Genomic DNA, 23758 nt, shown 5'->3' with positions numbered 1-23758 from the left:
AACAATGGAAAATAGATGGGAGAAATCTATAATAACTAGCCTTTAGTCATTGATTATCTTAGAATATATCTAATTAAACCATTTGAGCTTTCATTCATGATCAAATCACTAAAACAATTAGCAATCCAAGCAGGTTTAGAATACTTGGGTGAAGATGTATCAATACAAACTGTAGCTATCAATTCAAATGAAATAAGACAAGATTGTTTATTTGTTGCCATTGTTGCTAATCGTGATGGACATGAGTTTATTCCAAGTGCTATTGCTAATGGCGTTAAAGCAGTTTTGGTTTCAAAAAAGCAAGATTTAGATATTCCACAAATAGTTTGTCAAAATACTATAAAAGGCTTACGAGCATTAGCAAAAGAGTACCGTAAATCATTAACTATGCCAATAATATCTCTAACTGGTAGTTGTGGTAAAACTTCTGTTAAGGAAATGATTGTAACTTTGCTTGGTGCAAGGGAAGTTCATTTTACTCAAGGCAATCTAAACAATTATCTTGGTGTGCCAATGACAATACTAGAAACCCCACATGACGTGGGTTTTGCGGTGATTGAGGCTGGTACAAATGTTGGTGGTGAGATAAAAGCAGCAGCTGATATTATCCAGCCAAATATAGCGATGATTACAAATGTAGGAGCGTGCCACCTTGAGAACCTTAAAACTCTTGATGATATTATGACTGAAAAAGGTGAGCTTTTAAAAGCACTACCTAAGAATGGTTGCTGTATCGTAAATCTTGATGATGAAAGAATTCCAATCTATGCTAAGCAACTTGAGTGTAAAAAGATTACCTGCTCGATGAGTAATCCAAAAGCTGATATTTTAGTTTTAGACTATCAAGTGACATCAAAAAGCTATGTTGTTAAGATTAAAATTTTTGATAAAGAATATGATTATCAATTACCAAATATTGGCAAGCATAATTTATTTAATAGTGTCTTAGCTATAGCTAGTGTAATTGCTGCAGGTATACAGCCTCAAGATTTTTTAATCAACACACAAAATATTAAAAACTATAAAGGTAGATTCTCAAGTGAGCAGCTTACAGATAAGCTAATTTTGGTTGATGATACTTATAACGCTAGTGCGGCTGCTGTTGAAGCTGCTATCGAAGATTTAGCAGAATTTGACGGTAAGAAGATTTTAGCTATTAGTTCAATGCGTGAGCTAGGTGAGGAGGCTGAAAATTATCATAGAAAGATGGGTCAATGGCTTAAAAAGGCAAATTTAGATAAGATATTTTTATTTGGCGAGCAAAAGCTAATAGATTGTGTTTTAGCAGAATATCCAAACCAAAATGCTAAGTACTATGACTCCAAAGATAAACTTAATAATGATTTAGCTAGAGTATTAGACGAATATAAATCACAAAATACTAAGCTAACTGTCAAAGGAGCTAGAAGCTTTAAGATGGAAGAGGTTGTGGCTTTTGTTAAGCAAAGAAAATAGATAAGATTCTATTTTGGAATTAAACTCTATCTTTAATAATATTTAAAGCTCGTCTCAGCGGTTCAGCAGCTCCCCACAGTAACTGATCACCTACTGTGAAGCAGTGAAATATATCATCAGCTAATAACGATGGTTTGATACGCCCTATAGCAATATCAAGAGTTCCTGAAGTAGCTTGAGGCGTTAGATACTTGAGAGTATCTTCTTTGTTATTATCTATAACTTTAATCCACTCATTACCTTGAGAGATTTTTTGCTTGATTTCATCAATAGTTAGTTTTTGTCTAAGTTTAATAGTCAGAGCTTGGGAGTGTGATCTTAAGCTAGGTACTCTGGCACATACACCATCAACAGAGATAATTTTTTTAGTATCAAGGATTTTGTTAAGTTCAGTAGCTGCTTTATACTCTTCTTTTGTTTGCCCATTTGGCATAGCAACATCTATCCACGGTAGTAGATTATAAGCTAAAGTTTGTGCTGTTTTTTGTTGAGGAATTTTTGATGAGTCTTTTGATAATTCTCTGAGAGTTTTTTCTCTAACTAGAATATCTTCATTTACATTATCAGCGTTGCTTAAAAGAGCTGTTTGTTGAAGTAGTTCTTGCATTGCTGCAGCACCAGCTCCTGAGATTGCTTGGTAGGTACTAGAGTTAACCCATTCAACAAGATCTCCTTTAAATAGTCCAGCTATAGCCAGCGACATTAAGCTAACAGTACAGTTGCTACCGATAAAATCTTTTTTATCCTCATTAATAGCTTTAACTATTTTATCGTGATTTAATGGGTCTAAAACCAATATGCTTTCTTTGTCTAAACGTAAAGTAGATGCAGCATCTATCCAAAAACCCTTCCAGCCAGCTGCTCTAAGTTTTGGATGTATTTCTTTAGTATATTCACCACCTTGACAACTTAGAAGTATATCCATTTTACTAAGTTGGTCGACACTATAGGCATCTTGTAACGTGCCATATTGTTGCATAAAACCAGTTGGCTGTTGCCCTACTTGAGATGTCGAAAAAAATGTTGGTGAAATATCATCAAAATCTTTTGATTCAATCATTCTAGACATTAAAACTGAGCCAACCATTCCGCGCCAACCAATAAAACCTACTTTAAGCATAAAACCCTCATAATTATTAGTGATAAAATTTACTGTTAAAGTATAATACAAAAGTAACTAATTTGATATTTGTTCAACATAAGAGTGTAAAGTATGATAGTGCATAAGTTTGGTGGTAGTAGTCTTGCTACGGCAGAAAAGATAAAAAATGTCTCCAATATTATAAATTGTAAAGATGAAGCCGTAGTAGTCTCAGCATCAGCAAAAACTACGAGAAATCTACAAAAAACTATAGATCAGGCTGCAGTAGCCCAAGATTATAGTGAAACTTTGGAGCAGATTTATGAGCATCATAATGAGATCATTAAGCAATTACTTCCAAATGATGAAACTTTAAGAGCTTTAATTGTTACAGATTTGGCTAATATCAAACATATTCTAAGTACTATTACTATTACTGGTTTTTGTGCCGATAGTTTAAGATTTTTTATCTTAGGCTTTGGTGAAATTTGGTCGACTAGGATCCTTACAGCTTATTTAAAGTCTAGAGGTAAAAAGGCAGCTTTTATAGATGCATCAGAGTGTTTGATTGTCAATGATCGTAGCTATCCTGTAACAGTTGATTGGCAACAAAGTCTAGAAAAGTTAGAAATTATCAAAAGTGATAATCCAGCAGAGGTTTATATTATAACTGGATTTATCGCGCAGAATAAATATGGTAAAAGAACTATCCTTGGTTTGAATTGTAGTGATTATTCGGCGGCTATTTTTGCTAAATTATTACAAGCAGATAAATTATATATATGGACTGATGTTGCTGGCGTTTATAGTGCTAATCCGCAAGTTGTGCCAGAGGCAAAGCCATTAATTCAGCTAACATACAAAGAGGCTTTAGAGTTAGCTTATTTTGGTGCATCTGTGGTACATCCACTTACAATAGCACCTATGGCGTTAGATAGGACACCAATATATATAAAAAGTAGTTATACACCTGATGAGGTTGGTACTAAAATTAGTGCTGATAAAGATGAGAACCAAGGAATTATCAAAGGTTTAACAAGTATCCCAGATGTTGCTATTGTTCGAGTCCAAGGTGCTGGGATGATTGGCGTGTCAGGTATATCATTTAAAGTGTTCGGAGCATTAGAAAAAGCCAATGTTTCGGTGATGATGATATCTCAAGCTAGTTCTGAGTACTCGATATGTTTTGCTATAGATAGTATAGATGCTGATAAGGCAACAGAGGCACTAAGACAAGAGTTTGCAAATGAGATAAAAAACAACCTTATAGAGGAAATAATTGTTCATAAGCATTATTCTCTAATTACTGCTGTTGGTGAGGGTATGAAATCTAAGACTGGTTCACTAGCAAAATTAGTCAATTCGCTTAAGTTAGCTAATATAAATATTCATGCTATTGCTCAAGGATCATCGGAGAGAAGTGTGACGTTTGCAGTAAAGGCAGAAGATGAGGCTCGCGGAGTCCAAGCAATGCACCGTCATTATAACACTGTAAGTGATGATATTGCGATTGCGGTAATTGGTGCAGGTAATATTGGCAAAGCTTTTATCAAACAGGTCAAGCAAACTTATGAAAAATGGTATGCAAAGGGTATAAACCTTGTATTAGTTGGTGCTACTAACTCAAAGAAGATGCGTGTATCTTATGAAAATCTATTATTTGAAAATGTTGATAATTTACTTGAAGAGAACACCGAGCAAGTAAATTTAGAAAGGTTAGCGGAGTTTATGTCGCATGCTTCTGCTACAAAGAAAATTGTTATCGATGCAACAGCTAGTGAAGATGTTTCAAAAAGCTATATTTGTTTCTTACAAAAAGGCATAAGTGTAGTTACACCTAATAAGTATGCAAATTCAGGTAATTATGAGTTTTATCAAGAATTAAGAAAAGTTGCTGAGTTAAATGGCACTAGATTTTTATATGAGACAAATGTTTGTGCTGGTCTTCCTCTTATAGTTACATTACAAAATATGGTCCAAAGTGGTGATTATGTTAAAACTATTAAGGGAATTTTCTCAGGAACATTAAGCTATTTGTTTACACAGTTAAACAACGGTGTGATTTTCTCTGATGCGGTTAAAATGGCGTATGATGCTGGTTATACAGAACCAGATCCAAGACAAGATTTATCAGGTATGGATGTCGCGAGAAAAACAGTGATACTAGCCAGAGAAATAGGCCTAAATATAGGTCTAAAAGATTTAGTTATCGAAAACTTAGTTCCAAAAGAGCTAAGAGAATGTAGTGTTGAAGAGTTTTTTGCAAAACTTCCAGCATTTAATCAGCAAATTATGCGACAGATAGCTGACAAAAAACAAAACTTAGCAGGAGTGCATTATGTTGGAGCTATACAGAATGGCTCTGCTAGTGTTGGTATTCAAGCTTATGATGAGTCTAGTCCTTTTGCTAATGTTAAAGGTACAGATAATATTGTGATGATAAATACCGATAGATATATCCAACCAATGGTTATCCAGGGTGCTGGTGCTGGAGTTGAAGTCACAGCTGCTGGTGTTTATGCAGATGTTATAACAGTAATCAAAGAAAAGTAAAGCTTATGAAATTTAATAATATAAAATCAGCTAAAGCATTTGCTCCAGCTACTAGTGCAAATTTTGCTGTTGGTTATGATTTGCTTGGTTTTGCTGTAGATGGAGTAGGTGATACTATAGAGCTTATCAAAAGAGATGACACAGAGTTAGTTATCAAGCACATAACTGGTGCTACAGGAGCAGATAAATTACCTTTTGATAGTGATAAAAACGTTGCTACAGCAGTTATTAAAAAATTTCTTAATGACAAAAATATCAGCATTGGTTTTGATGTTTATATACAAAAAGGCATTACTCTTGGTTCTGGTATGGGGGGGTCAGCTGCCTCATCAGTAGCTGCATTGGTTGCAATGAATGCTTTTTTTGAGAAGCCGTATAGCTACGATGACTTGATTGATTATGCTATCTATGGCGAGAATCTAATATCAGGATCATTCCATGGTGATAATGCTGTGCCATCTATGTTTGGGGGACTAGTATTGTTACAAAGCTCAAAACCATGTAAAAAAATAGACTTGCCAATAGTTGACTGTAATGTAGTTATTGTTTGTCCTGATCTTTCGATTGAGACTAAAAAAGCACGCGAGCTTTTGAAAGATCCTTATGATTTACCTACAATTGTTGAGCATAGTGCGTATTTGGCAACTGTGATAAGTGCGTTATACACTGGTGATATTGATTTATTAGGTCAGAGTTTAAAAGATGTTTTAATTGAACCAAGAAGATCTAAGTTAATAACAGGATTTTATGATGTACAAAAAGCTGCCTACTCTGCTGGAGCAATAGCATGTGGGATATCAGGATCTGGTCCAACAATGTTTGCGTTGGTAAAAAAAGAGTATAATGCTATTGAAATTGCTAAAGCAATGCAAGATAAGTTTAAAGAATTTAACTTAAAATCAGATAGTTGGATAAGTGCTATGAGTGACAAAGGCGCATATATATTAGATAAAAAATGATAAAGGTAAAGTATGAATTTTATTAGTACTAGAGATAAAAATATCAAATTTTCATTAAGCGAGGCAATGCAATCAGGATTAGCACCTGATGGAGGATTGTTTGTACCAGAGAGGTTCCCTACAGTTAATTGGCAGAGTTTTGTTAAAGATATGAGCTATCCTGAGTTTGCTGCAAGTGCTTTGAGAGAGTTTTTCAAAGGCGATGAGCTAGAAGGCTCTTTAGATAAGATCTGTAAAAATGCTTTTACTTTTGATGTGCCAGTTAAACGCTTAAATAAAAACACAGCAGTTTTAGAACTTTTTCATGGTCCAACTTTGTCTTTTAAAGATTTTGGTGCAAGATTTTTAGCAAACTGTTTAAGCTCTATAAATAGCGATAAGCCATTTACTATTTTAGTTGCAACTTCTGGTGATACTGGATCTGCAGTAGCGGCTGCTTTTCATGGCAAGAGTAATATTCGTGTTATTGTGATGTTCCCTAAGGGTAAGATTTCTAAAAGGCAAGAAAAACAGATAACTTGTTGGGGTGATAATATCCAAGCTGTTGAGGTTGAAGGTGTTTTTGATAATTGTCAAGCTTTGGTTAAAGAGGCTTTTAAGACTCTATGGTGGACAGAGAGAACAAAACTAAATACATCAAATAGTATAAATATTGGTAGATTATTACCGCAATCTACTTATTATGCTTATACATCGTGGCAGTATTATTTACAAACTGGTAAAAAAGCAAATTATATAGTTCCATCTGGTAATATTGGTAATATTACCGCTGCTTTCTGGGCTAAACAAATGGGCTTTCCAATTGATGAAATATCAATGAGCTTAAATGCTAATGATACTGTTGTTGACTATCTTGAGACTGGTAAGTTTAATCCTAAAGCCAGTGTCGAAACACTAGCGAATGCTATGGATGTTGGTAACCCTAGTAATTTTGAAAGACTTTTATATTTATTAGGAAATTATGAAAATTTCAAAAACAGTGTCAAAGCAGTTTGTGTCTCTGATTTTGAAATTATAGAAGAGATAAAGCAAATTTATCGCCAATATAATGAAATTGTATGTCCACATACTGCGACTGGCTTTGTAGCAAAAAGTCAGTTTGATGCTAATAAAGATTATATAATCGTAGCAACTGCACATCCTGCTAAATTTGAAGGTGTTATCGAGCCGATATTAGATATACAAGTGCCACCTACATCAGCATTACAAAAGCTCCTAGATAAACAGCAACATAAACTAACAATAAATAAATCTATGGATGAACTTTGTGAGGTTTATTCAGAAGCATTTGAGTTATAAGCTACTAGAAAATTATCTTAATGTAGTAACCTGCATAATTTCGCCATCTTTTGAAATTTTTATATAATTACCGTCTTTGAACCAATCACCAAGTACATATCTAATATAATCATCTGCAATGTGTATTGCCATTTTATGCGTATGGCCATGAACAACAATATCACAACCTTTACGATATTTTTCTACCCCTTTAGAGGTGACATCTACATTTGGGTGCTTGCGATTTTTTACATAACTAGCTTTACGGACATTTTTTGCAGTATATTCTCTTATAAATAGCGGTAATCTTTTAAAAATAAACCTTAAAATAGGATTGTAGGCGATCCATTTTCTATAAATTTGATAGCTTTTATCATCGGTACAAAATAGATCGCCATGTGAGAAAACTATTTTTTTATCAGCAATATTTAAATAAAAGGGATCTTTAATTAGTGTAACGCCACTTTGTTTAGCAAATTTGCTTCCTATTAAAAAATCGCGATTACCATACATGAAAAAAATTTCTAAACCTTTATCAGAAGCTAGTTTTAACCATGCTGTGATCTTGTGATAGAAGTCATCTCGATGATTATCTCCAATCCAGTAGTCAAAAAAATCACCTAAGATAAAAAGTTGATTCTGCTGTGATGTAATATTATCTAGAAACTTTTTAAAAAGCTTTGCCATCTCAGCATGATTAGCATTTAAGTGTAAATCAGAAATCAGATAAATATCTTTATTATGAGCCATATTTTTGACGGTATTGTTTAAATTTATTAATCATTGTTTCATCAAGGTTTTCTTTGACATACTCAAAAATACTTGCAAAGTTTGTCACAGCTGAAACTGGGATATTAAAATCTTGAGAGATTTTTTTTGTTGCTGAAATATCACAATCTGTGGCTTTCTCTTGACGATCAATAGCTAATACAACACCAGCTATTTCAGCATTAATACTTTTTAGTTTGTGATAGGATTCATAAAAAGCAGTGCCTGCTGTCATTACATCATCGATAAGTAACACTTTTTTGTTTGTCATATTAGCACCGACAAAAATACCTCCTTCACCATGATCTTTTGCTTCTTTACGATCAAAAGCATACGGCATATCAATATTGTATTTTAGAGCTAAAACAGTTGAAATTGCTGCAACTAAAGGTATCCCCTTGTATGCTGGACCAAATAAAATATTGTATTTGATATCACTTTTAATGATTAACTGAGCATAGTAATCTGCCAGTGTTGCAAGCTGGTTACCAGAGTTAAATAAACCAGCATTAAAAAAATATGGGCTTATACGTCCTGATTTTAGGGTAAACTCACCAAATTTAAGCACTTTACTTTCAAGAGCAAACTCTATAAACATCTTTTATCCTTAATATATCTAAATTTGGTATAAGTATAAATAATAACTTTGACAATACCAAGTCAATATAACACAAGAACTAAACTAGTATTGATATAATTAAACTTAATAAACTGCTATAATCTACGCACTTAATATAAACATTTTTTAAAAAACTCTGAATGTCAAAACATATTCATATCTTAGGTATTTGTGGTACCTTTATGGGTTCACTAGCAGTATTAGCAAAACAAAAAGGCTATAAAGTAACAGGATCTGATGCTAATGTTTATCCGCCAATGAGTACTTATCTTGAATCTCAAGGTATACAAATATTGCAAGGATTTGATTGCTCTCAGTTAGAGCTAAAACCTGATGAGATTATTATTGGTAATATTATGAAAAGAGGTATGCCAATAATAGAAAAAATACTTGCAGAAAGGTTAAACTATTTTTCAGGTCCTGAGTGGTTATACCAAAATATCCTCAAGTATAAAAAGGTTATCGCAATAGCTGGGACACATGGTAAGACCACAACTACAACAATCACTATCAAAATACTTGAACAAGCTGGATTAAATCCAAGCTTTTTGGTTGGTGGTGTTAGTAGTGATTTTGGCGTTTCCTCGCGCTACACTGATTCTGAGTATTTTGTTATTGAAGCTGATGAATATGATACTGCTTTTTTTGATAAGCGTTCAAAGCTAATTCATTATGATCCAAGTATTTTTGTAATTAATAATATTGAATATGATCATGCTGATATTTTTAAAAATATTGATGCGATATTCTGGCAGTTTCATCAATTAGTTAGAAAAATGCCAGCTACAGCACAGATTATCTATAATGCTAAGGATGAAAATGTCCAAAAAATAATATCTATGGGGTGTTGGTCAGAGCTTATTAAAGCAAATTCAGCTGATGGAGTTTTTATAACTAAAAATAGCTCCGACTACTCTAAGTTTGAACTGGGTAGTGCTGATAGTAATAGTATCCAAATAACATGGGGTTTAATAGGTGAGCATAATGCCTTAAACGCTATGAGTGCTTATGCTGTGGCAAAGCAGCTTAATATTTCTGATGAAAAGATTAGGCAAGCTTTAGAGGGGTTTAAAGGTGTTAAAAGACGCCTAGAAGTATTGTCATATCGAGATAATGTTATTTTGTATGATGATTTTGCTCATCACCCAACATCGATTAAATTGACTTTAGAAGCTGTGCGTAATAAAGCCAAAGATGCTTATGTAGTAGCACTTATCGATCCACGTTCAAATACTATGCGTCAAGGCGATAACAAAGATAATCTTCCGGCATCAATTGCCGAAGCTGATAGAGTGTTGTTGTATAATCATAGCCTACTAAAATGGGATGCTAAAGAACTGCTCAAAAACAATGATAATGTTGATTTTATCAGTAATGTTGAAGATTTTGTTACACAAATAAATGACTTACTAAATATTCATCAATACAGAAATTTACAATTTGTGATGATGAGTAATGGCTCATTTGATGGCTTAAGAGAAAAGCTAGTAAAACTTTTGGAGGCTAAATGAGTAGTTTAATTTATGGAATCCATGCTGTTGATAGTTTAGTAGTATCAGATCAGGCAAAAGAAATATTAGTATTAAAAAAACAAAATCTTAATCCTAAGATAGAAGCTATTATTGCTAAGGCAAATTCAAAAGATATAAAAGTTACTTTTATTGATGATTTAAAGCTACTTCCTAGCCGTATCAAAAAAGATGCTAATCATCAGAATATTTTTGCATTAGAAAAAAATACTTTTAAAAATTATACAGAAAATGACATTGAAAGCTTAGTTCCACAAGATAAAAAAGCATTTATTTTGGTATTAGATAATGTCCAAGATCCCCATAATTTTGGAGCGTGTATTCGCAGCGCGCATTCGGCTGGAGTTGATTTTATAATTATCTCAAAAGACAATAGCGCGCCAATAAATGCTACAGTTAAGAAAGTTGCTTGTGGTGCCACAGAGCATACAAAAATTGTCATAGTTACAAATTTAGCTAGGGCTATTGAGAAGCTTAAAAAGCTAGGTGTTTGGATTGTTGGCTTAGCTGGTGAAGCTGATGATAGTTTATATGCCATGAACTTAACTGATCCTATCGCAATAGTTGCTGGGGCTGAGGGAAGTGGTATGCGTCAACGTACCAAAGCAAGCTGTGATTTCTTGGCTAAATTGCCAATGTTAGGTGAGGTCTCTAGTTTAAATGTTTCAGTAGCTACTGGTATAGCATTGTATGAAACTGTTAGACAAAGAATAAGTGTTGTTTAGCCTCTAATAAGAGTTTTATTGTTGAAGATTTATTTTGTGGTTTGATATATACAAATTAATTAGAACTGAGACTACGATTAATATCGCAAAAAATAAATAATAGAAGTTAAAAACTCTCTAACAATTAAGCCAATAATGAAACTTAAGATTTTGGTGCTTAAGATTGTTATATCTATCTTTTTTCAGCGATCATATCGGAAAGGTTTAAAAGATTCATAGTATAAGCAACCAAATTTATTTTTGTAGAATGGAATCTATAAAGTATATTATTCATTATTACACTCATAATAGTAGCAATATTAGCAAGAATAAGAAAACCAAAACTATTATCATGTAGAGCATTTATATGTAATACAAAAGTGCCACTAAAACAATATCTAAGAACAAATAATAAAGATATAACAATACGAAACTTAATAGTCCTTTTTGCTATAAAGCCATGTACAATAACTCCAGAAATAACAAAGTTAAATAGAAGAGTTATTCGCACAAAATCAGAAAATTGTGGGTTTGTAATAAATATCAGCAATACTATATATAATGTTACCTGTCATTAATACAACGAATACTTTGTATAATAAAATCACCAAAATCGCATTATTAACATCCATTAATGAAAGCTAGCTGTTAGTGGTTTTTTATTTCTTGTTTCGTTATTTTAGCTTTTTTCGCTTATATTGTTATAATTAAGACTTAGCTTTTTCATGGCACTTAGTAGTATACAAAAGTACTATTGTGATTAAAATAATAGTTAATTGCTGTATAGGTAGGTTTGATACAAGCATAGAACCAACAGAAAAACTCATCACAAAGTTGGCAAAGCCAGCAAGTGAAAATTTGAAAAAGTTATTTACAGCTGTAGCTGCGCCAAAATGATTAGATATTAGCTGCAAAGACTGACTTAATAGTGAAGTCGAGCTTAGACTTAAACCATAACAAGTAACTAGCATTAAGACCATAAAAATATAACCATGCTTGAATTGTGTATGGCTATATATAATCATAACAAAAACACTAAGAAGTGATAAACCAAGACCGATACGTGTAAATAATTTAAGTTCAACTGATTCACTAAATTTTTTTAATGTGAGGTTTGCGAAGATAACTCCAATGATTGTTAAAGCGAAATACAACATATAAAGAGTGTAGCCAGTATTGTAAACATTAAGGTAAATTATAGAAGAGGCTCCAATATAACTAAAAAAAGCAGCAAATAATAAGCCCGAACAAATTGTATATATAGTAAAAGGTAAATTTCCAAGATGGTAGAAGTAGGCTATAAATAATTTTTTAATTGAGTTTTCTCTTTGCTCATTTGCGTGTGTTTCTGGAAGATTACTACAAAGAATCAGTAGCAATATACCGAACCCAAATAAAAAATAAAAAGAGCTTTTCCAGCTTTGTGTTGAGACTATTAATCCAGTCCCTATCATAGGAGAAATAATAGGTGAGATCAACATTATTATTGCTAGAGTAGAAATGATGCTTGTTAGTTTTTTGCCACTATAACAGTCTCTAGCAATTGCTAAGGCTATTACAGTCCCTGATGAATCGGTCAATCCCTGGATTAACCTAAATATAGCTAGTTGTGAAAAATTTTGACTATGGGCACATAATAAAGTACTTGCAGCATATAGAAACATACCTAAAATCAGACTAAGCTTTCTACCGAACTTATCTGAAAAAGACCCCCAAAAAAGCATTCCTATAGAGAAGCCAATAAAGTAGGTTGTAAAGGTGAAAATCACATCATTTGCATGAATTCCAAAATGCTCAGCAATATTTGGAATAGCTGGAGCATAAGTATTTACAGCAAATGGTGGTAACATTGCCAAAAGTCCAAGAGTAAGAATAAAAAGCTTACTATCCTTTTTAATCATGATGAAAATTCCTTAAAAAGTTTTGATTTAAATTTTTTTAAATTACTATGTAATTTTTGTATAACTATACATTAAAAATATAATGTTTTGTAACGAAAAAAATTATAACTTTTATTAAAAAAATTGATATAAATGTTTTAATTTGGTTTATGCCTTAAAATGAACTAATTTAAAATCTAGAAATATGTAGACTAATCATCGCTATTTACAAAACTAGTTATGTTTGATTTATGCTAAAATATAGAGAATGAAAATTTAGTATTTTAGTAAAACTAGATGCAGTTTGCTTTTTTAAATAGTAATAAGTATGCAGCGATAAATGCTTTTAAAGCTTGTGTAGCTATAGTTCTTGCCTACTTAATTGGCTCTTTTTTAGGTCCCATATTTGGTATAGAGCGAATGTATTTATGGATGACAATTACAGTTATGGTTGTGATGTCATCTCAACCAAACTTGGGTGGTGCGGTAGATAAGGCATTGATGAGATTCTTAGGTACAGTTATCGGTGCTATAATAGCGATAATAGTTGTTGCAGCTGTAAAAAATTATATTTATGAATTTTTGTTAATATTGCCATTTATATTTTTAGCAGTATATTTTGCTGGAGCTACTAAATATAGTTATGCTGGTACTTTAGCTGGTATTACACTAATAATTATAATGTTTAATCAACAGCCAGGTGTTCAGATTGCGATATATAGAGCTGTAGAAATATCACTAGGAGTTATAATTTCTTTAGTAGTAAATAGATTTATTTTACCAATTAGAGCGGAAACTCGATTGAAAGAAAGTTACTCAAAAACAATCGCTCAGATACATGATTTTTTTAATATTCTTTTTATCGAGCGTAATGAGTCGCATAGGAAACTTAGAGAAAGCATTTTTAATGAATTCGCTAAACATCTTACACTCATCAAAGAATTAAAATACGAGAAAACTGCAAAACAAGTACAAGAGTTTGAGAAAATTAGTCTATATATCCGTAGATTATATAGATATATGATTGTTATGTATGAGTATATAGAATTTTCTTTAGATAAACCTACTATTACAAAACTTGATAAAGAGCCTGCTTTTATAGAGTTTAAGAAATACATAATGAAGTCACTTAATAGCGTATCTGAGGAGATCAAAAAAACTAAAAGAATAAGTTACAAAGAGCTGTTGCGTTTTGAAAGACATATTTTACCACTACTTAATGAAGTAGAAGTACTAAACTATAAAGATGAGAGTTTTATCTTTTATATAAAGATGTTTCTTGATGCGCTTAAAAAAGTAGCGTTAGAGCATAACTATATCTTAAAGTTTTCTAGACTTTGATAAAAAACATCGTTAAGTTAGTATATAGTGTTGAATTTTTCTTAAAAATACTATTTTTTTTATAATTATATGAGGCCTAAAATGAATCTGCACGCAAAAAATATCTTAATACCAGTGCTTATTACAACAATCATAATAGATATAATGGGCGCAGGACTTGTTTTCCCTATTATGCCATCGTTATTTTTTGGTCAATCATGTATTACTTTTGGTGATCCAGGTGGTAATTTTCAAAACTGGTATTATTCAATAGCTTTGGCATGTTGGCCATTAGGTTTAATGATAGGCTGTCCTATTATTGGTGAGTTATCAGATAAGTATGGGCGAAAGATTATACTAATTATTGCTTTATCAACAACTTGTATATCGTATATTTTATCAGCATATGCGATATACTCACATCACTATCTATTATTTGTGGCAAGTAGATTTGTTTGTGGTTTAGCTGGAGGAGCTTTCGAAATTGCTCAAGCTGCGGTTATTGATATATCTACAGAGCAAGATAAGTCCAAAAATTTAGGTTATATTACGATGGCAGCATCTTTAGGTTTTGTTGTTGGCCCAATAGTTACAAGTTTTGTTTCAGTGATGAATGTCAGCCATACTTTACCGTTTATCTTTGCAGCGGTATTATCGCTAATTAATATTGTTTTTATAGCTATTATCATGACTAAAGATTTACCAAAGAATCCTGGTTTAGTTATCCAACTTGGGACAATATATAAAACGATATCATTTTTAATATCTGATAAGCGTGTTAGATTAATTGGAGTGGTATATTTATTAATTCAATGTGCGTGGGGTTTTTATGGCCAGGGTATAGCATTGTTTTTGAATTTGACTTATAACTATACAGTTTCACAAACTGGAGCTTTTTACGCACTCATGGGGCTATCTACAGCAGTTGCAAGTATTGTTATTCAACCTATGATTTTTGCGAAGTTGTCTAACCAAGTAGCTTTTGTGAGAGCTGCTGTTGTTTGTGGTATAGGTTTTATTTTTGTGGCTATTTTAATTAATCAAATTGCACAATGGCTGCTGGCAATAGTTTTATCAGCCTCTCAACTTATTTGTTATACAGCTCTTTTAGCAATGATTTCAGCAGCAGTTACTGATAAAGAACAAGGTAAGGCAATGGGTGCTGCTGGAGCAGGTTTTGGTTTGGCTTGGTTTTTAAACGATATTATGATGGGCCATCTTGTGTCAATATCTCCAAGTTCGCCTATTTCATTTGGCGGAGGGATGTATTTTATTGCAGTGATTATCTTTGTATTTTCTATTAAAATTTGGCGTGAAAGGGTACAATAATCAACACTGATTAAATTTAATTATTTTTCTTGAATGCAGCTAATATCTCTTAAAAATGTAAGTCTAAATTTTGGTACACAAATAGTCCTTGATAATATTAATTTAGAAATTTCAAAAGGTCAAAGAATCTGCTTAATTGGGCGTAATGGTACTGGTAAATCATCACTATTAAAAATTATTGAAACTAAAGTAATACCAGATAGTGGTGAGGTTATTGTGCATAATAATGCTATTGTTGCAAGTATGATTCAGGAAGTTCCTAATGATATTCAAGGCAGTATCACAGATGTTATACTCCAAGGCTTAGGAACGCTTGGCAAGTATTTAATTGCATATCAGCAGACTTTAGTGTCAAATCCAGAATCTGCTGAGCTTGAGCAATTACACAGTTATATTGATGAAAATCATGGTTGGGGATATCTAAATGATGCTGAAGTATTAGCATCTAAACTTAATCTTAACTCAACGGCATTGTTCAAAGATCTCTCCGGCGGGATGAAAAGAAGAGTTATTTTAGCTAGGGCTTTAATAAAAAAGCCTGATTTACTTCTTTTAGATGAACCAACTAACCATCTAGATATAGATTCTATTAATTGGCTTGAAGAGTTCTTAGTTAGTTTTAACGGGGCAATACTCTTTATTACTCATGATAGAAAATTTCTCAATAATATTGCTAAAAGTATAGTTGAATTAGATAGGGGACATTTGTATTGTTTTGATGGCAATTATACTAAGTTTGTTGAGAAAAAAGAACAAATACTCGATGCCCAAGAAAAGACTAATAGTGAGTTTGATAAAAAGCTAGCTCAAGAAGAAGCATGGATTCGCCAGGGTATCAAAGCACGACGCACAAGAAATGAAGGGCGTGTCAGAGCTCTAGAGCAGCTGCGTCGTGAACGCAAACAAAGACGTGAAAATATTGGTAAAGCAGATATTAAAGTTGTTCAAGCTGAGAAGTCATCAAAAAAAGTTATTCAAGCTGAAAAGGTCGCTTTTGAATATGTTGGTAAGTATTTATTTAAAGATTTTTCAACAGAAATTCAAAAGGGTGATAAGATTGCAATTATTGGTCAGAACGGTTGTGGCAAAACGACACTTTTGAATTGTTTGCTTGGGCTGGATAAACCATCTCAAGGTCGGATCACTCTAGCAGATAATATTAAAATTGCTTACTTTGATCAATTAAGAGATCAGTTAGATGAAACACTTAGCATCATTGATAATGTTAAAGAGGGTTCAGATTTTATTAATCTTAATGGTAAAGAGACTCACGTAATAACCTACCTTCAGAAGTTTCTATTTACCCCAGAGAGATTACATTCACCAATTACACATCTATCAGGTGGCGAAAAGAATCGACTTTTACTAGCAAAGATTTTATCAAAACCTAGCAATATCATAGTCCTTGATGAGCCGACAAATGACTTGGATATTGAGACGTTAGAAATACTTGAGGAAATGCTTATTAATTACCAAGGCACAATAATTATAGTAAGCCATGATAGAGAGTTTATAAATAATATCGCAACAAGCACTATAGTCTTTGAAGATGGTTGTTTAGAAGAGTTTGTTGGTGGATATGATGATTGGTTATCGCAGCGCAAGCAACCACAACAACCAGCTAAAATTACCAAGAATAATATTGAGCAATCAAAAAATAAGCTGAGTTATGAACAGAAAAAACAATTACGTAATCTGCCAAATCAGATAGAAAAACTGGAGGCTAATATTGCAATTATACAACAACAAATATCACAACTAGATTTTTATCAAAAGTCCCAGCAAGAGATTGCAAAAGTACAAAAGCAATTAGAAGATTTAAACCAAGATCTTGAACAAAAATATTCACTTTGGGAAGAGCTTTTAGAATTAGAATAATCATAATCTAGTTAGATATTTATGCTATCATAGATTCTAATGTAAGTTTAAGTTTATTTGTTTAGTTTAAATATGACTACCAAAGATATTAATTCTAGAGATCTTAGAGAAGAGAAAAAAGTTTTAGCAATTACATCACTAGCTGAGTTTGCTGAGCGTTATGGCTACTACATAATTCAATCATTATTGATATTTTATTTGATCGATAAGTTTCAAATTTCTCAAGATTTATCAGCATCTTTAGTTGGTACAACTCTTTCAATGGTTTATATCTCAGCTATTTTAGGTGGTTTTGTTGCCGAGAAGTATTTAGGCTATTATCGTGCTGGTTTGTTAGGTTCACTTTTTATGTTAGGTGGATTTTTTATATTAGCATATTCAACTAGTCAGAGTATGCTATATTTAGGCTTAAGTTTTGTTTCTGTGAGTACCGGCCTTATAAAATCAAATATGTCGGCTTTTATTGGCAGATTTTATGATAAATCTAGTTTAAATGATTCAAAGAGAGACTTTGGTTTTAATATCTTTTACATGGGAATTAATTTAGGTAGTTTTGGGGCTTTATTTATAGCTAGTTGGTTAAAAGACAACTATGGATATAGTGCACCTTTTTATAGTAGTATGGTGGTCAGTGTTTTTATGCTTTGTCTTTTGCTTGTCGGCTTTAGGTTTCTAAATAAGCATATCATTGAGTTTAAGCTCACGTTGACTATAGTTATAAAAGTAGCTTTATTATTAACAATATATATTATAGTTTTATTCTATATTTTTGAGCAGCCTGTAATAGCCAACCTCTCGATATTTATAGCAGTAATAGCATCTATGTTGATCCTTGTGGTATCAATAAAAAAATCTAATTTTAAAAAAGTGATTGTCTCAGGAATATTTTTCTTGTTATCAATTATATATTGGGGGCTGTATTTCCAGATATTCATAAGTGTATTACTTTTTACGCAATACTCTGTTGATAATTCGTTATTAAATCCTAGCCAGTTTTTAAGCGTAGAGTCTTTAAGTGTGTTATTTTTTGCCGGTATTCTTGGTAAGTTTTGGGTATATTTAGATAATAAGCAAACAAAAATAGGCGATATTGATAAATTTAACATAGCTTTTATCTTACTAATAGTAACATTCTTAATTATATTAATTTCAATACTTATTTCACCACAAGGGGCTAAAGTTACTGCATATGGAATTATTTTAGCTTATATTGTGCTAGGAATTTCTGAATTATCATTATCAGCAATAGGCTTATCAATGATTACAAAAATAGCTCCTAAAGGTTTTGTGGCTTTATATATGGGTATTTGGTTAGTTACATTAGGTGTAGGAGGCAAATTAGGTGGTTTTATTGCTAGTTTCTTCTATATTTCAGATAGTGATTTAGGCTTAGCTAAAGCAAATATGTGTGATGGTTTAGATACATTTATAGCCATAGCGGTGTTAACAAGTATAGCAACTTTATTACTAAGAAAATTTGTCAATAAGTACTCATAATAATAAACAATAGCAGTAGAAATTCTAAATTTTAGTTTTGTGGTGTTTCTCTACTAGATAAAATGATAATTTAACATCCGTATTCCTAAACTTATCTATGCTTTTAATGCTTGTACATTGGTGTGCCTGAAGACTAAAACCATTTTGTTTTAAGGTCATAGTGTTTTTTTGTTCATCACAATTTGCAAACACAGCAAGAATCTCTTGATTGTATGGTATATTGTGATCATTAAATTCGAGAAATACGTAAGGTTTACTTTTTAATAATGCTCCAACCGACAATGACATTTGATTATAAGCAGGACTATCACCTATGACATAGTCTATGTCATGATTTAAATTGTTTTTGACGAATTGCTCAGCCTTGACAGCAATTTTATTACCAAAGTTTCTAGTTGTTAGCTGAGGAGAAAAATATGTGAAAGCGTTATAAGTTATAAAAACGACAAACTCTATTAAAACAAAAACTAGTATAATATTATCGAATACTTTATCCTTTATATTGACTTCAAATAAATAGAATAACACCGGTAATGTTAGCGACATTATACACATTAGCCAGCCATATTCTAAATGTGTTGCATAGGTTTGCAAAATAAAAAAGACCACTAAAGGATATAAACCACACACTACTAAAGGATCAGTTAATTTTTCTAATAAAGGTTTATTTTTTTCAAAATATATTTTTTTGCGTAAAACGAGGAAAATTATAAATACTAATGGTATAGCTATATAACCTAAACTAGATAAATTAAATAGTTGTGCATAGAGTAGATTTAATATTATAGTTACATAACTATTTGCTGTGCTATTTACTTCGCCGATAGCATATCTGATAGGTGCAAAATGACTATAATATAAGCTAATAAATAATGGTATAACTAATATAACAAAAATAATTAAAGATATTAGCAGTTTAGCAAAATTTTTCTTGTTTAAAGTGATTAGTAAAAAGACAGCAATGATTAATATCAATAGGCCTATTTCAAATTTTGAGTACATTCCTAGAGCTGCTACTATAGCAAGAAGTATCCAATCTTTTAGTAAATTATATTTAGTTACTAAAATAAAGTAGTAACAAGTCATTATCCAAAAAGGTAAAAGTATTACATTTTGATTGAATTGTACAAAGCTGTAATCACCAAATACGCTAGATATCAGCGATAGTATTATCAAAAATAAAGTTATATTATGATTAAAATATAGTTTTAGAAGTTTATATAAAAATACTATTGCTATAAGCATACATATACAACTACATATAAGCCCGGCTAAAAGAGGATTAGAGGTTAGATATAGTACAAACTTCATTAGTAAAGAACCCATGATTGGGTGCTTATCGTAAACTATATTTAAGTGGTATGACCATTTGATATTTTCTAAAACATCAACATATAGCGAATACTTAGTGTATAAAGCTAAAGTTCCAAATATCCAGATACAAAAAAAAATAAAACCACATATAATAGTTTTCTTTGAGTTTGATAGCATTTTAGTATATTACCATTGAGTTAATTTCTAAGAGTTACAATGCGATTAAATACTAGCTTGTGCTGTGAACAGTCTTTTAAGTCCGCAATGAAATAACCAATTCTGTTAAACTGAAAGCGCTTTTCAGCTTTGACATTTTCAAGAGATCTTTCAACTTTGGCATTTTTGATAATTTGTAATGAGTATGGATTTAAAACATCCTCAATACGATCAGCACTTGCTGGGTTTTCATCATTAAATAGACGGTCATAAATTCTAACTTCAGCATCAAGACAATTATTAGCATCGACCCAATGGATAATACCATTAGGCTTGATACCATCATTTGGCTTTTTACCACCTAGAGTTTCCGGTAAGTAAGAGCATTTTAGTTCTATAACTTTACCATTAGTATCAGTGATTACTTCTTGACACTCAATTACATAGCCATTTAGTAAACGGACTCTACCATTTGGACTAAGTTTTTTCATACCTTTTTCTAACTCAAACACAAAGTCATCTCTTTCAATAAATATTTGTGATGATATTGTGATCTCGCGGCGTCCAAAGTCTGGATCTTGTGGATGGTTTGGCACATCTAGATGATAGCTAGGCATATCTTTTATGCTTACTTTTATTGGATCTAAAATAACATTTTTTCTTAAAGCATTTTTGTTTAAATCATCCCTAATTGCATCTTCTAAAATCGAAACATCGATAACAGAATCTTGTTTAGATATCCCTATCATATCACAGAAATTACGGATAGATTCTGGAGTATAACCTCTACGGCGATAGCCTTTTATAGTTGGCATACGCGGATCATCCCAACCATTGACAAGCTTATTATCAACCAAATATTTTAGTTTTCGCTTACTTGTAATTGTATAATTAAGGTTAAGTCTTGAAAATTCAATTTGTTGGGGTTTTATCTCGAATTCTGTTTCCTCAATAACCCAGTCATAAAATGGTCTTTGATCTTGGAATTCTAAAGTACATAATGAATGAGTGATTTCTTCAATTGCATCCTCAAGTGGATGAGCGAATGCATACATGGGGTAAATACACCATTTATCGCCTGTTTTAGGGTGATGAGAGAACTTTATTCTGTATAAAGCCGGATCTCTAAGGTTGATATTGCCAGAAGACATATCAATTTTTGCTCTCAAAGTTTTACTACCTTCAGCAAATTTACCATTTTTCATCCCCTCAAACAATTCGAGGTTCTCAGCAATATTACGTTCTCTGTATGGGCTATTTTTACCCGGCTCTTTTAGGGTGCCACGGTAAGTGCGTATTTGCTCTGCTGATAAATCACAGACATAAGCCTTACCCTTCTTTATAAGTAATACAGCTAGCTGATACATTTTGTCAAAATATTCAGAAGCAAAATGCGGTTGATTTTCCCATTTGAAACCAAGCCACTCTACATCTTCTTGAATAGCATTTATATACTCAATATCTTCTTTGTCAGGGTTGGTATCATCAAAGCGTAGATTGCATTTACCACCAAACTCTTGTGCAACCCCAAAATTAAGACATATTGATTTTGCATGGCCAATATGAAGGTAACCATTAGGCTCGGGAGGGAAGCGAGTCAAAATACTTGAGACTTTGTTTGTTTCAAGATCTTTCTTGACGATATTTTTTATAAAATTAGTTTTGTTTACTTTAATTTCACTAGTCATTTTTGTCGTAGAAATAATTCTTAAATAAATTTATTTAATAGTTTACTTTATTACAAAAACAATAACATATTTTTTTGAAAAAAAAGTATATACTAGCTATAATTTTTACTTAAAATCTAATTGCTCTGCAACCTAAAGGACTTTTGTTAATGGATCCTTCAACCATAGACGATAATAAGTATTTATATACTTGTGAAAATGTGCATAAAAACCTTTCTCTCGAAGAGTTAGCAAAATACGCACATAAGAGTAGCGGTTTTATAAGCTATGATGGTAAAACATTAGTTGTTGACAGTGGTAAAATCAAAGGTAGGCTTCCTGATGATAAATACATTGTTGAGACTAAATATGCCAAGAAAAATATCTGGTGGAGTGAAGATGGTTCAGATAATAAAAAGTTAAAAAGAAAAAACTGGAAGCTAATCAAACAAAAACTGCATCAAGAAGTAGCAACAAAAGATCTTTTTGTTGTTGATGGTTTTTATAATCATGATGAAAGATATACAATAGCAGTTAGATTAATAACTACTCAAGCTTCAGCTGCTTATTTTTTTAAGCTGATATCTATAACTCCGATTGAAAAAGAATTAGATTCTTTTGAGCCACAATGGGTAATAATGCATTCACCTGAAACTCAAATAGATGAATATCTAGAACTTAATTTAAACTCACCGCAGGTAATAGCAACTAATCTCAAACAGCGTGAAAGTATACTAGTCGGGACTATGTATCTTGCTGAGATAAATAAGGTGCTATTGTCGGTTATGAGTTATTATCTTTCATTGGATAATATTGGTGTCTTTTACTGTGCTGTCGGTGTTGATGCCGAAGCTAATAGTACAATGTTTTTTGGTTTGTCAGGTAGTGGTAAGACAACGCTAGCTTTAGATCAAAATAAGAGTCTTGTTGCTAATGAGGCAATTGCTTGGACAGAAACGCGTGGCGTGTATAGCTTAGAGTCAGGTTTGACAATTAAATCAGCAAGTTTTAAAAAAGATGACCCGCGTATTAAAGAAGCATTAGCCGGAGATCTTTTGATAGAAAATCCTAACTTTGATGATAGTCAAAATATTATATTTGGTGGGAAGAGTAGTTCACAAAGCAATACTTATGTAACTTTCCCGCGTGAGAATTTTGATAATGTTGTAAACACTGATAATCCTAGTACAATAATTTTTCTAGTGAAAGATGCAAAAGGTGTGCTACCAAGAGTTGCAAAACTTAGTAAAGGTCAAGCAATTTACTATTTTCTATCTGGTTATACTTCTACATCTATAGGTGTAGAAGCAGGTGTTACAGAGCCTAAGCCAGAGTTCACAAGTTGTTATGCGCAGCCATTTTTACTACTGAAGCCAACTAGATATGCTAACATACTACGCCAACGTTTAAAGCATAGTAATGCTAAAATTTACATGATAAATGTTGGTTGGATTGAAGGTGATTATAAGAAAGGTAGAAGAGTCCCTGTCGAAGAAACAAAAACTATTGTTAATTACTTATTGACTAAGCCAGAAAATGTTAGTTTTAAATTTACCCGCCAAAAATATTTTAATTTTAAAGCTTTAACTTCAATAAATGATAATGGTCAAGAGCTTCAGCTTAATAATAACTGGAGTGATAGCGCAGAATACAAAAAAGAATATAAATCATTAGCAAGGGCTTTTATCAAAAATTATGAGCAGTTCGAAAATGATGATTTTGCGCTAAAATACAAAAAATTTGAACCAACTATCTAGAGACTAATTTTGAC

Annotated in this window: 17 protein-coding genes and 1 pseudogene; 11 read left to right on the top strand and 7 right to left on the bottom strand. The window is 32.1% G+C overall.

Annotated features, from left to right (window positions below; all coding sequences use genetic code 11):
* Positions 1–96: 96 nt before the first annotated feature.
* On the top strand, positions 97–1455 hold the full coding sequence (locus CGC45_RS06450; protein ID WP_071629507.1) for a UDP-N-acetylmuramoyl-tripeptide--D-alanyl-D-alanine ligase: 1359 nt from the start codon (positions 97–99) through the stop codon (positions 1453–1455).
* Between the two features lie 19 nt (positions 1456–1474).
* Here CGC45_RS06450 and asd read toward each other — a convergent pair whose 3' ends face one another.
* Positions 1475–2575, bottom strand: a complete 1101-nt coding sequence (asd, locus tag CGC45_RS06445; protein WP_071629506.1) for an aspartate-semialdehyde dehydrogenase — start codon at positions 2573–2575, stop codon at positions 1475–1477.
* 93 nt (positions 2576–2668) lie between these two features.
* Between asd and thrA the strand changes: the two genes are divergently transcribed.
* From thrA to thrC, 3 genes are read left to right on the top strand one after another with little or no spacing between them, the layout of a single operon-like run.
* Positions 2669–5089 (top strand): bifunctional aspartate kinase/homoserine dehydrogenase I, encoded by a 2421-nt coding sequence (gene thrA / locus CGC45_RS06440; RefSeq protein WP_071629505.1) that lies wholly within the window; start codon positions 2669–2671, stop codon positions 5087–5089.
* Between the two features lie 5 nt (positions 5090–5094).
* A complete protein-coding gene (locus tag CGC45_RS06435) occupies positions 5095–6048 on the top strand; it encodes a homoserine kinase (RefSeq protein ID WP_071629504.1) in 954 nt (317 codons plus the stop codon).
* A 12-nt stretch (positions 6049–6060) separates the two neighbouring features.
* Positions 6061–7347 carry a threonine synthase gene (thrC, locus tag CGC45_RS06430; protein ID WP_071629503.1) on the top strand — a complete coding sequence of 429 codons (1287 nt, stop codon included), beginning with the start codon at positions 6061–6063 and terminating at the stop codon, positions 7345–7347.
* Positions 7348–7359: 12 nt separating this feature from the next.
* On the opposite strand, the gene CGC45_RS06425 is transcribed toward thrC, so the two are convergent.
* Positions 7360–8076: a UDP-2,3-diacylglucosamine diphosphatase gene (locus tag CGC45_RS06425; RefSeq protein WP_071629502.1), complete on the bottom strand. Its 717-nt coding sequence runs from the start codon at positions 8074–8076 to the stop codon at positions 7360–7362.
* On the bottom strand, positions 8066–8692 hold the full coding sequence (pyrE, locus tag CGC45_RS06420; protein WP_071629501.1) for an orotate phosphoribosyltransferase: 627 nt from the start codon (positions 8690–8692) through the stop codon (positions 8066–8068). Before pyrE ends, CGC45_RS06425 begins: the two co-directional genes overlap by 11 nt.
* A 161-nt stretch (positions 8693–8853) precedes the next feature.
* Between pyrE and mpl the strand changes: the two genes are divergently transcribed.
* Both mpl and rlmB read left to right on the top strand, forming a co-directional pair.
* Positions 8854–10224, top strand: coding sequence for a UDP-N-acetylmuramate:L-alanyl-gamma-D-glutamyl-meso-diaminopimelate ligase (mpl, locus tag CGC45_RS06415; RefSeq protein ID WP_071629500.1), 1371 nt, complete (start codon positions 8854–8856; stop codon positions 10222–10224).
* Positions 10221–10967, top strand: coding sequence for a 23S rRNA (guanosine(2251)-2'-O)-methyltransferase RlmB (rlmB, locus tag CGC45_RS06410; protein ID WP_071629499.1), 747 nt, complete (start codon positions 10221–10223; stop codon positions 10965–10967). The genes mpl and rlmB overlap by 4 nt, the downstream gene beginning before the upstream one ends.
* A 15-nt stretch (positions 10968–10982) precedes the next feature.
* On the opposite strand, the pseudogene CGC45_RS06405 reads toward rlmB, so the two are convergent.
* Both CGC45_RS06405 and CGC45_RS06400 read right to left on the bottom strand, forming a co-directional pair.
* Positions 10983–11582, bottom strand: a pseudogene (locus tag CGC45_RS06405) (DUF1275 family protein).
* 71 nt (positions 11583–11653) lie between these two features.
* The gene (locus tag CGC45_RS06400; protein WP_071629498.1) at positions 11654–12847 is read right to left on the bottom strand and encodes a multidrug effflux MFS transporter; all 1194 of its coding nucleotides are present in this window, start codon (positions 12845–12847) and stop codon (positions 11654–11656) included.
* Between the two features lie 276 nt (positions 12848–13123).
* Between CGC45_RS06400 and CGC45_RS06395 the strand changes: the two genes are divergently transcribed.
* From CGC45_RS06395 to CGC45_RS06380, 4 genes are all read left to right on the top strand, one after another.
* Positions 13124–14167: an FUSC family protein gene (locus CGC45_RS06395; RefSeq protein ID WP_071629497.1), complete on the top strand. Its 1044-nt coding sequence runs from the start codon at positions 13124–13126 to the stop codon at positions 14165–14167.
* Between the two features lie 81 nt (positions 14168–14248).
* Positions 14249–15475 carry an MFS transporter gene (locus CGC45_RS06390; protein WP_071629496.1) on the top strand — a complete coding sequence of 409 codons (1227 nt, stop codon included), beginning with the start codon at positions 14249–14251 and terminating at the stop codon, positions 15473–15475.
* 33 nt (positions 15476–15508) lie between these two features.
* On the top strand, positions 15509–17353 hold the full coding sequence (locus CGC45_RS06385) for an ATP-binding cassette domain-containing protein (protein ID WP_071629495.1): 1845 nt from the start codon (positions 15509–15511) through the stop codon (positions 17351–17353).
* 72 nt (positions 17354–17425) lie between these two features.
* On the top strand, positions 17426–18850 hold the full coding sequence (locus CGC45_RS06380; RefSeq protein ID WP_071629494.1) for a peptide MFS transporter: 1425 nt from the start codon (positions 17426–17428) through the stop codon (positions 18848–18850).
* Between the two features lie 24 nt (positions 18851–18874).
* On the opposite strand, the gene CGC45_RS06375 is transcribed toward CGC45_RS06380, so the two are convergent.
* The gene (locus CGC45_RS06375; protein ID WP_071629493.1) at positions 18875–20341 is read right to left on the bottom strand and encodes a glycosyltransferase family 39 protein; all 1467 of its coding nucleotides are present in this window, start codon (positions 20339–20341) and stop codon (positions 18875–18877) included.
* A 20-nt stretch (positions 20342–20361) separates the two neighbouring features.
* Positions 20362–22008, bottom strand: coding sequence for a glutamine--tRNA ligase/YqeY domain fusion protein (locus CGC45_RS06370; protein WP_071629492.1), 1647 nt, complete (start codon positions 22006–22008; stop codon positions 20362–20364).
* A gap of 149 nt (positions 22009–22157) precedes the next feature.
* Between CGC45_RS06370 and CGC45_RS06365 the strand changes: the two genes are divergently transcribed.
* Positions 22158–23744, top strand: coding sequence for a phosphoenolpyruvate carboxykinase (ATP) (locus CGC45_RS06365; protein ID WP_071629491.1), 1587 nt, complete (start codon positions 22158–22160; stop codon positions 23742–23744).
* The last annotated feature ends 14 nt before the right edge of the window (positions 23745–23758 follow it).

Source organism: Francisella opportunistica, assembly GCF_003347135.1.
Taxonomy (GTDB): domain Bacteria; phylum Pseudomonadota; class Gammaproteobacteria; order Francisellales; family Francisellaceae; genus Francisella; species Francisella opportunistica.
The sequence above is the reverse complement of the archived record's forward strand: the minus strand, read 5'-3'. Positions and strand labels throughout refer to the sequence as shown.

Excerpts from the sequence above, each read along its gene's own strand:
- CGC45_RS06450 (WP_071629507.1), top strand. The coding sequence starts at position 97 with ATGATCAAATCACTAAAACAATTAGCAATCCAAGCAGGTTTAGAATAC.
- asd (WP_071629506.1), bottom strand. The coding sequence starts at position 2,575 with ATGCTTAAAGTAGGTTTTATTGGTTGGCGCGGAATGGTTGGCTCAGTT.
- thrA (WP_071629505.1), top strand. The coding sequence starts at position 2,669 with ATGATAGTGCATAAGTTTGGTGGTAGTAGTCTTGCTACGGCAGAAAAG.
- CGC45_RS06435 (WP_071629504.1), top strand. The coding sequence starts at position 5,095 with ATGAAATTTAATAATATAAAATCAGCTAAAGCATTTGCTCCAGCTACT.
- thrC (WP_071629503.1), top strand. The coding sequence starts at position 6,061 with ATGAATTTTATTAGTACTAGAGATAAAAATATCAAATTTTCATTAAGC.
- CGC45_RS06425 (WP_071629502.1), bottom strand. The coding sequence starts at position 8,076 with ATGGCTCATAATAAAGATATTTATCTGATTTCTGATTTACACTTAAAT.
- pyrE (WP_071629501.1), bottom strand. The coding sequence starts at position 8,692 with ATGTTTATAGAGTTTGCTCTTGAAAGTAAAGTGCTTAAATTTGGTGAG.
- mpl (WP_071629500.1), top strand. The coding sequence starts at position 8,854 with ATGTCAAAACATATTCATATCTTAGGTATTTGTGGTACCTTTATGGGT.
- rlmB (WP_071629499.1), top strand. The coding sequence starts at position 10,221 with ATGAGTAGTTTAATTTATGGAATCCATGCTGTTGATAGTTTAGTAGTA.
- CGC45_RS06400 (WP_071629498.1), bottom strand. The coding sequence starts at position 12,847 with ATGATTAAAAAGGATAGTAAGCTTTTTATTCTTACTCTTGGACTTTTG.
- CGC45_RS06395 (WP_071629497.1), top strand. The coding sequence starts at position 13,124 with ATGCAGTTTGCTTTTTTAAATAGTAATAAGTATGCAGCGATAAATGCT.
- CGC45_RS06390 (WP_071629496.1), top strand. The coding sequence starts at position 14,249 with ATGAATCTGCACGCAAAAAATATCTTAATACCAGTGCTTATTACAACA.
- CGC45_RS06385 (WP_071629495.1), top strand. The coding sequence starts at position 15,509 with ATGCAGCTAATATCTCTTAAAAATGTAAGTCTAAATTTTGGTACACAA.
- CGC45_RS06380 (WP_071629494.1), top strand. The coding sequence starts at position 17,426 with ATGACTACCAAAGATATTAATTCTAGAGATCTTAGAGAAGAGAAAAAA.
- CGC45_RS06375 (WP_071629493.1), bottom strand. The coding sequence starts at position 20,341 with ATGCTATCAAACTCAAAGAAAACTATTATATGTGGTTTTATTTTTTTT.
- CGC45_RS06370 (WP_071629492.1), bottom strand. The coding sequence starts at position 22,008 with ATGACTAGTGAAATTAAAGTAAACAAAACTAATTTTATAAAAAATATC.
- CGC45_RS06365 (WP_071629491.1), top strand. The coding sequence starts at position 22,158 with ATGGATCCTTCAACCATAGACGATAATAAGTATTTATATACTTGTGAA.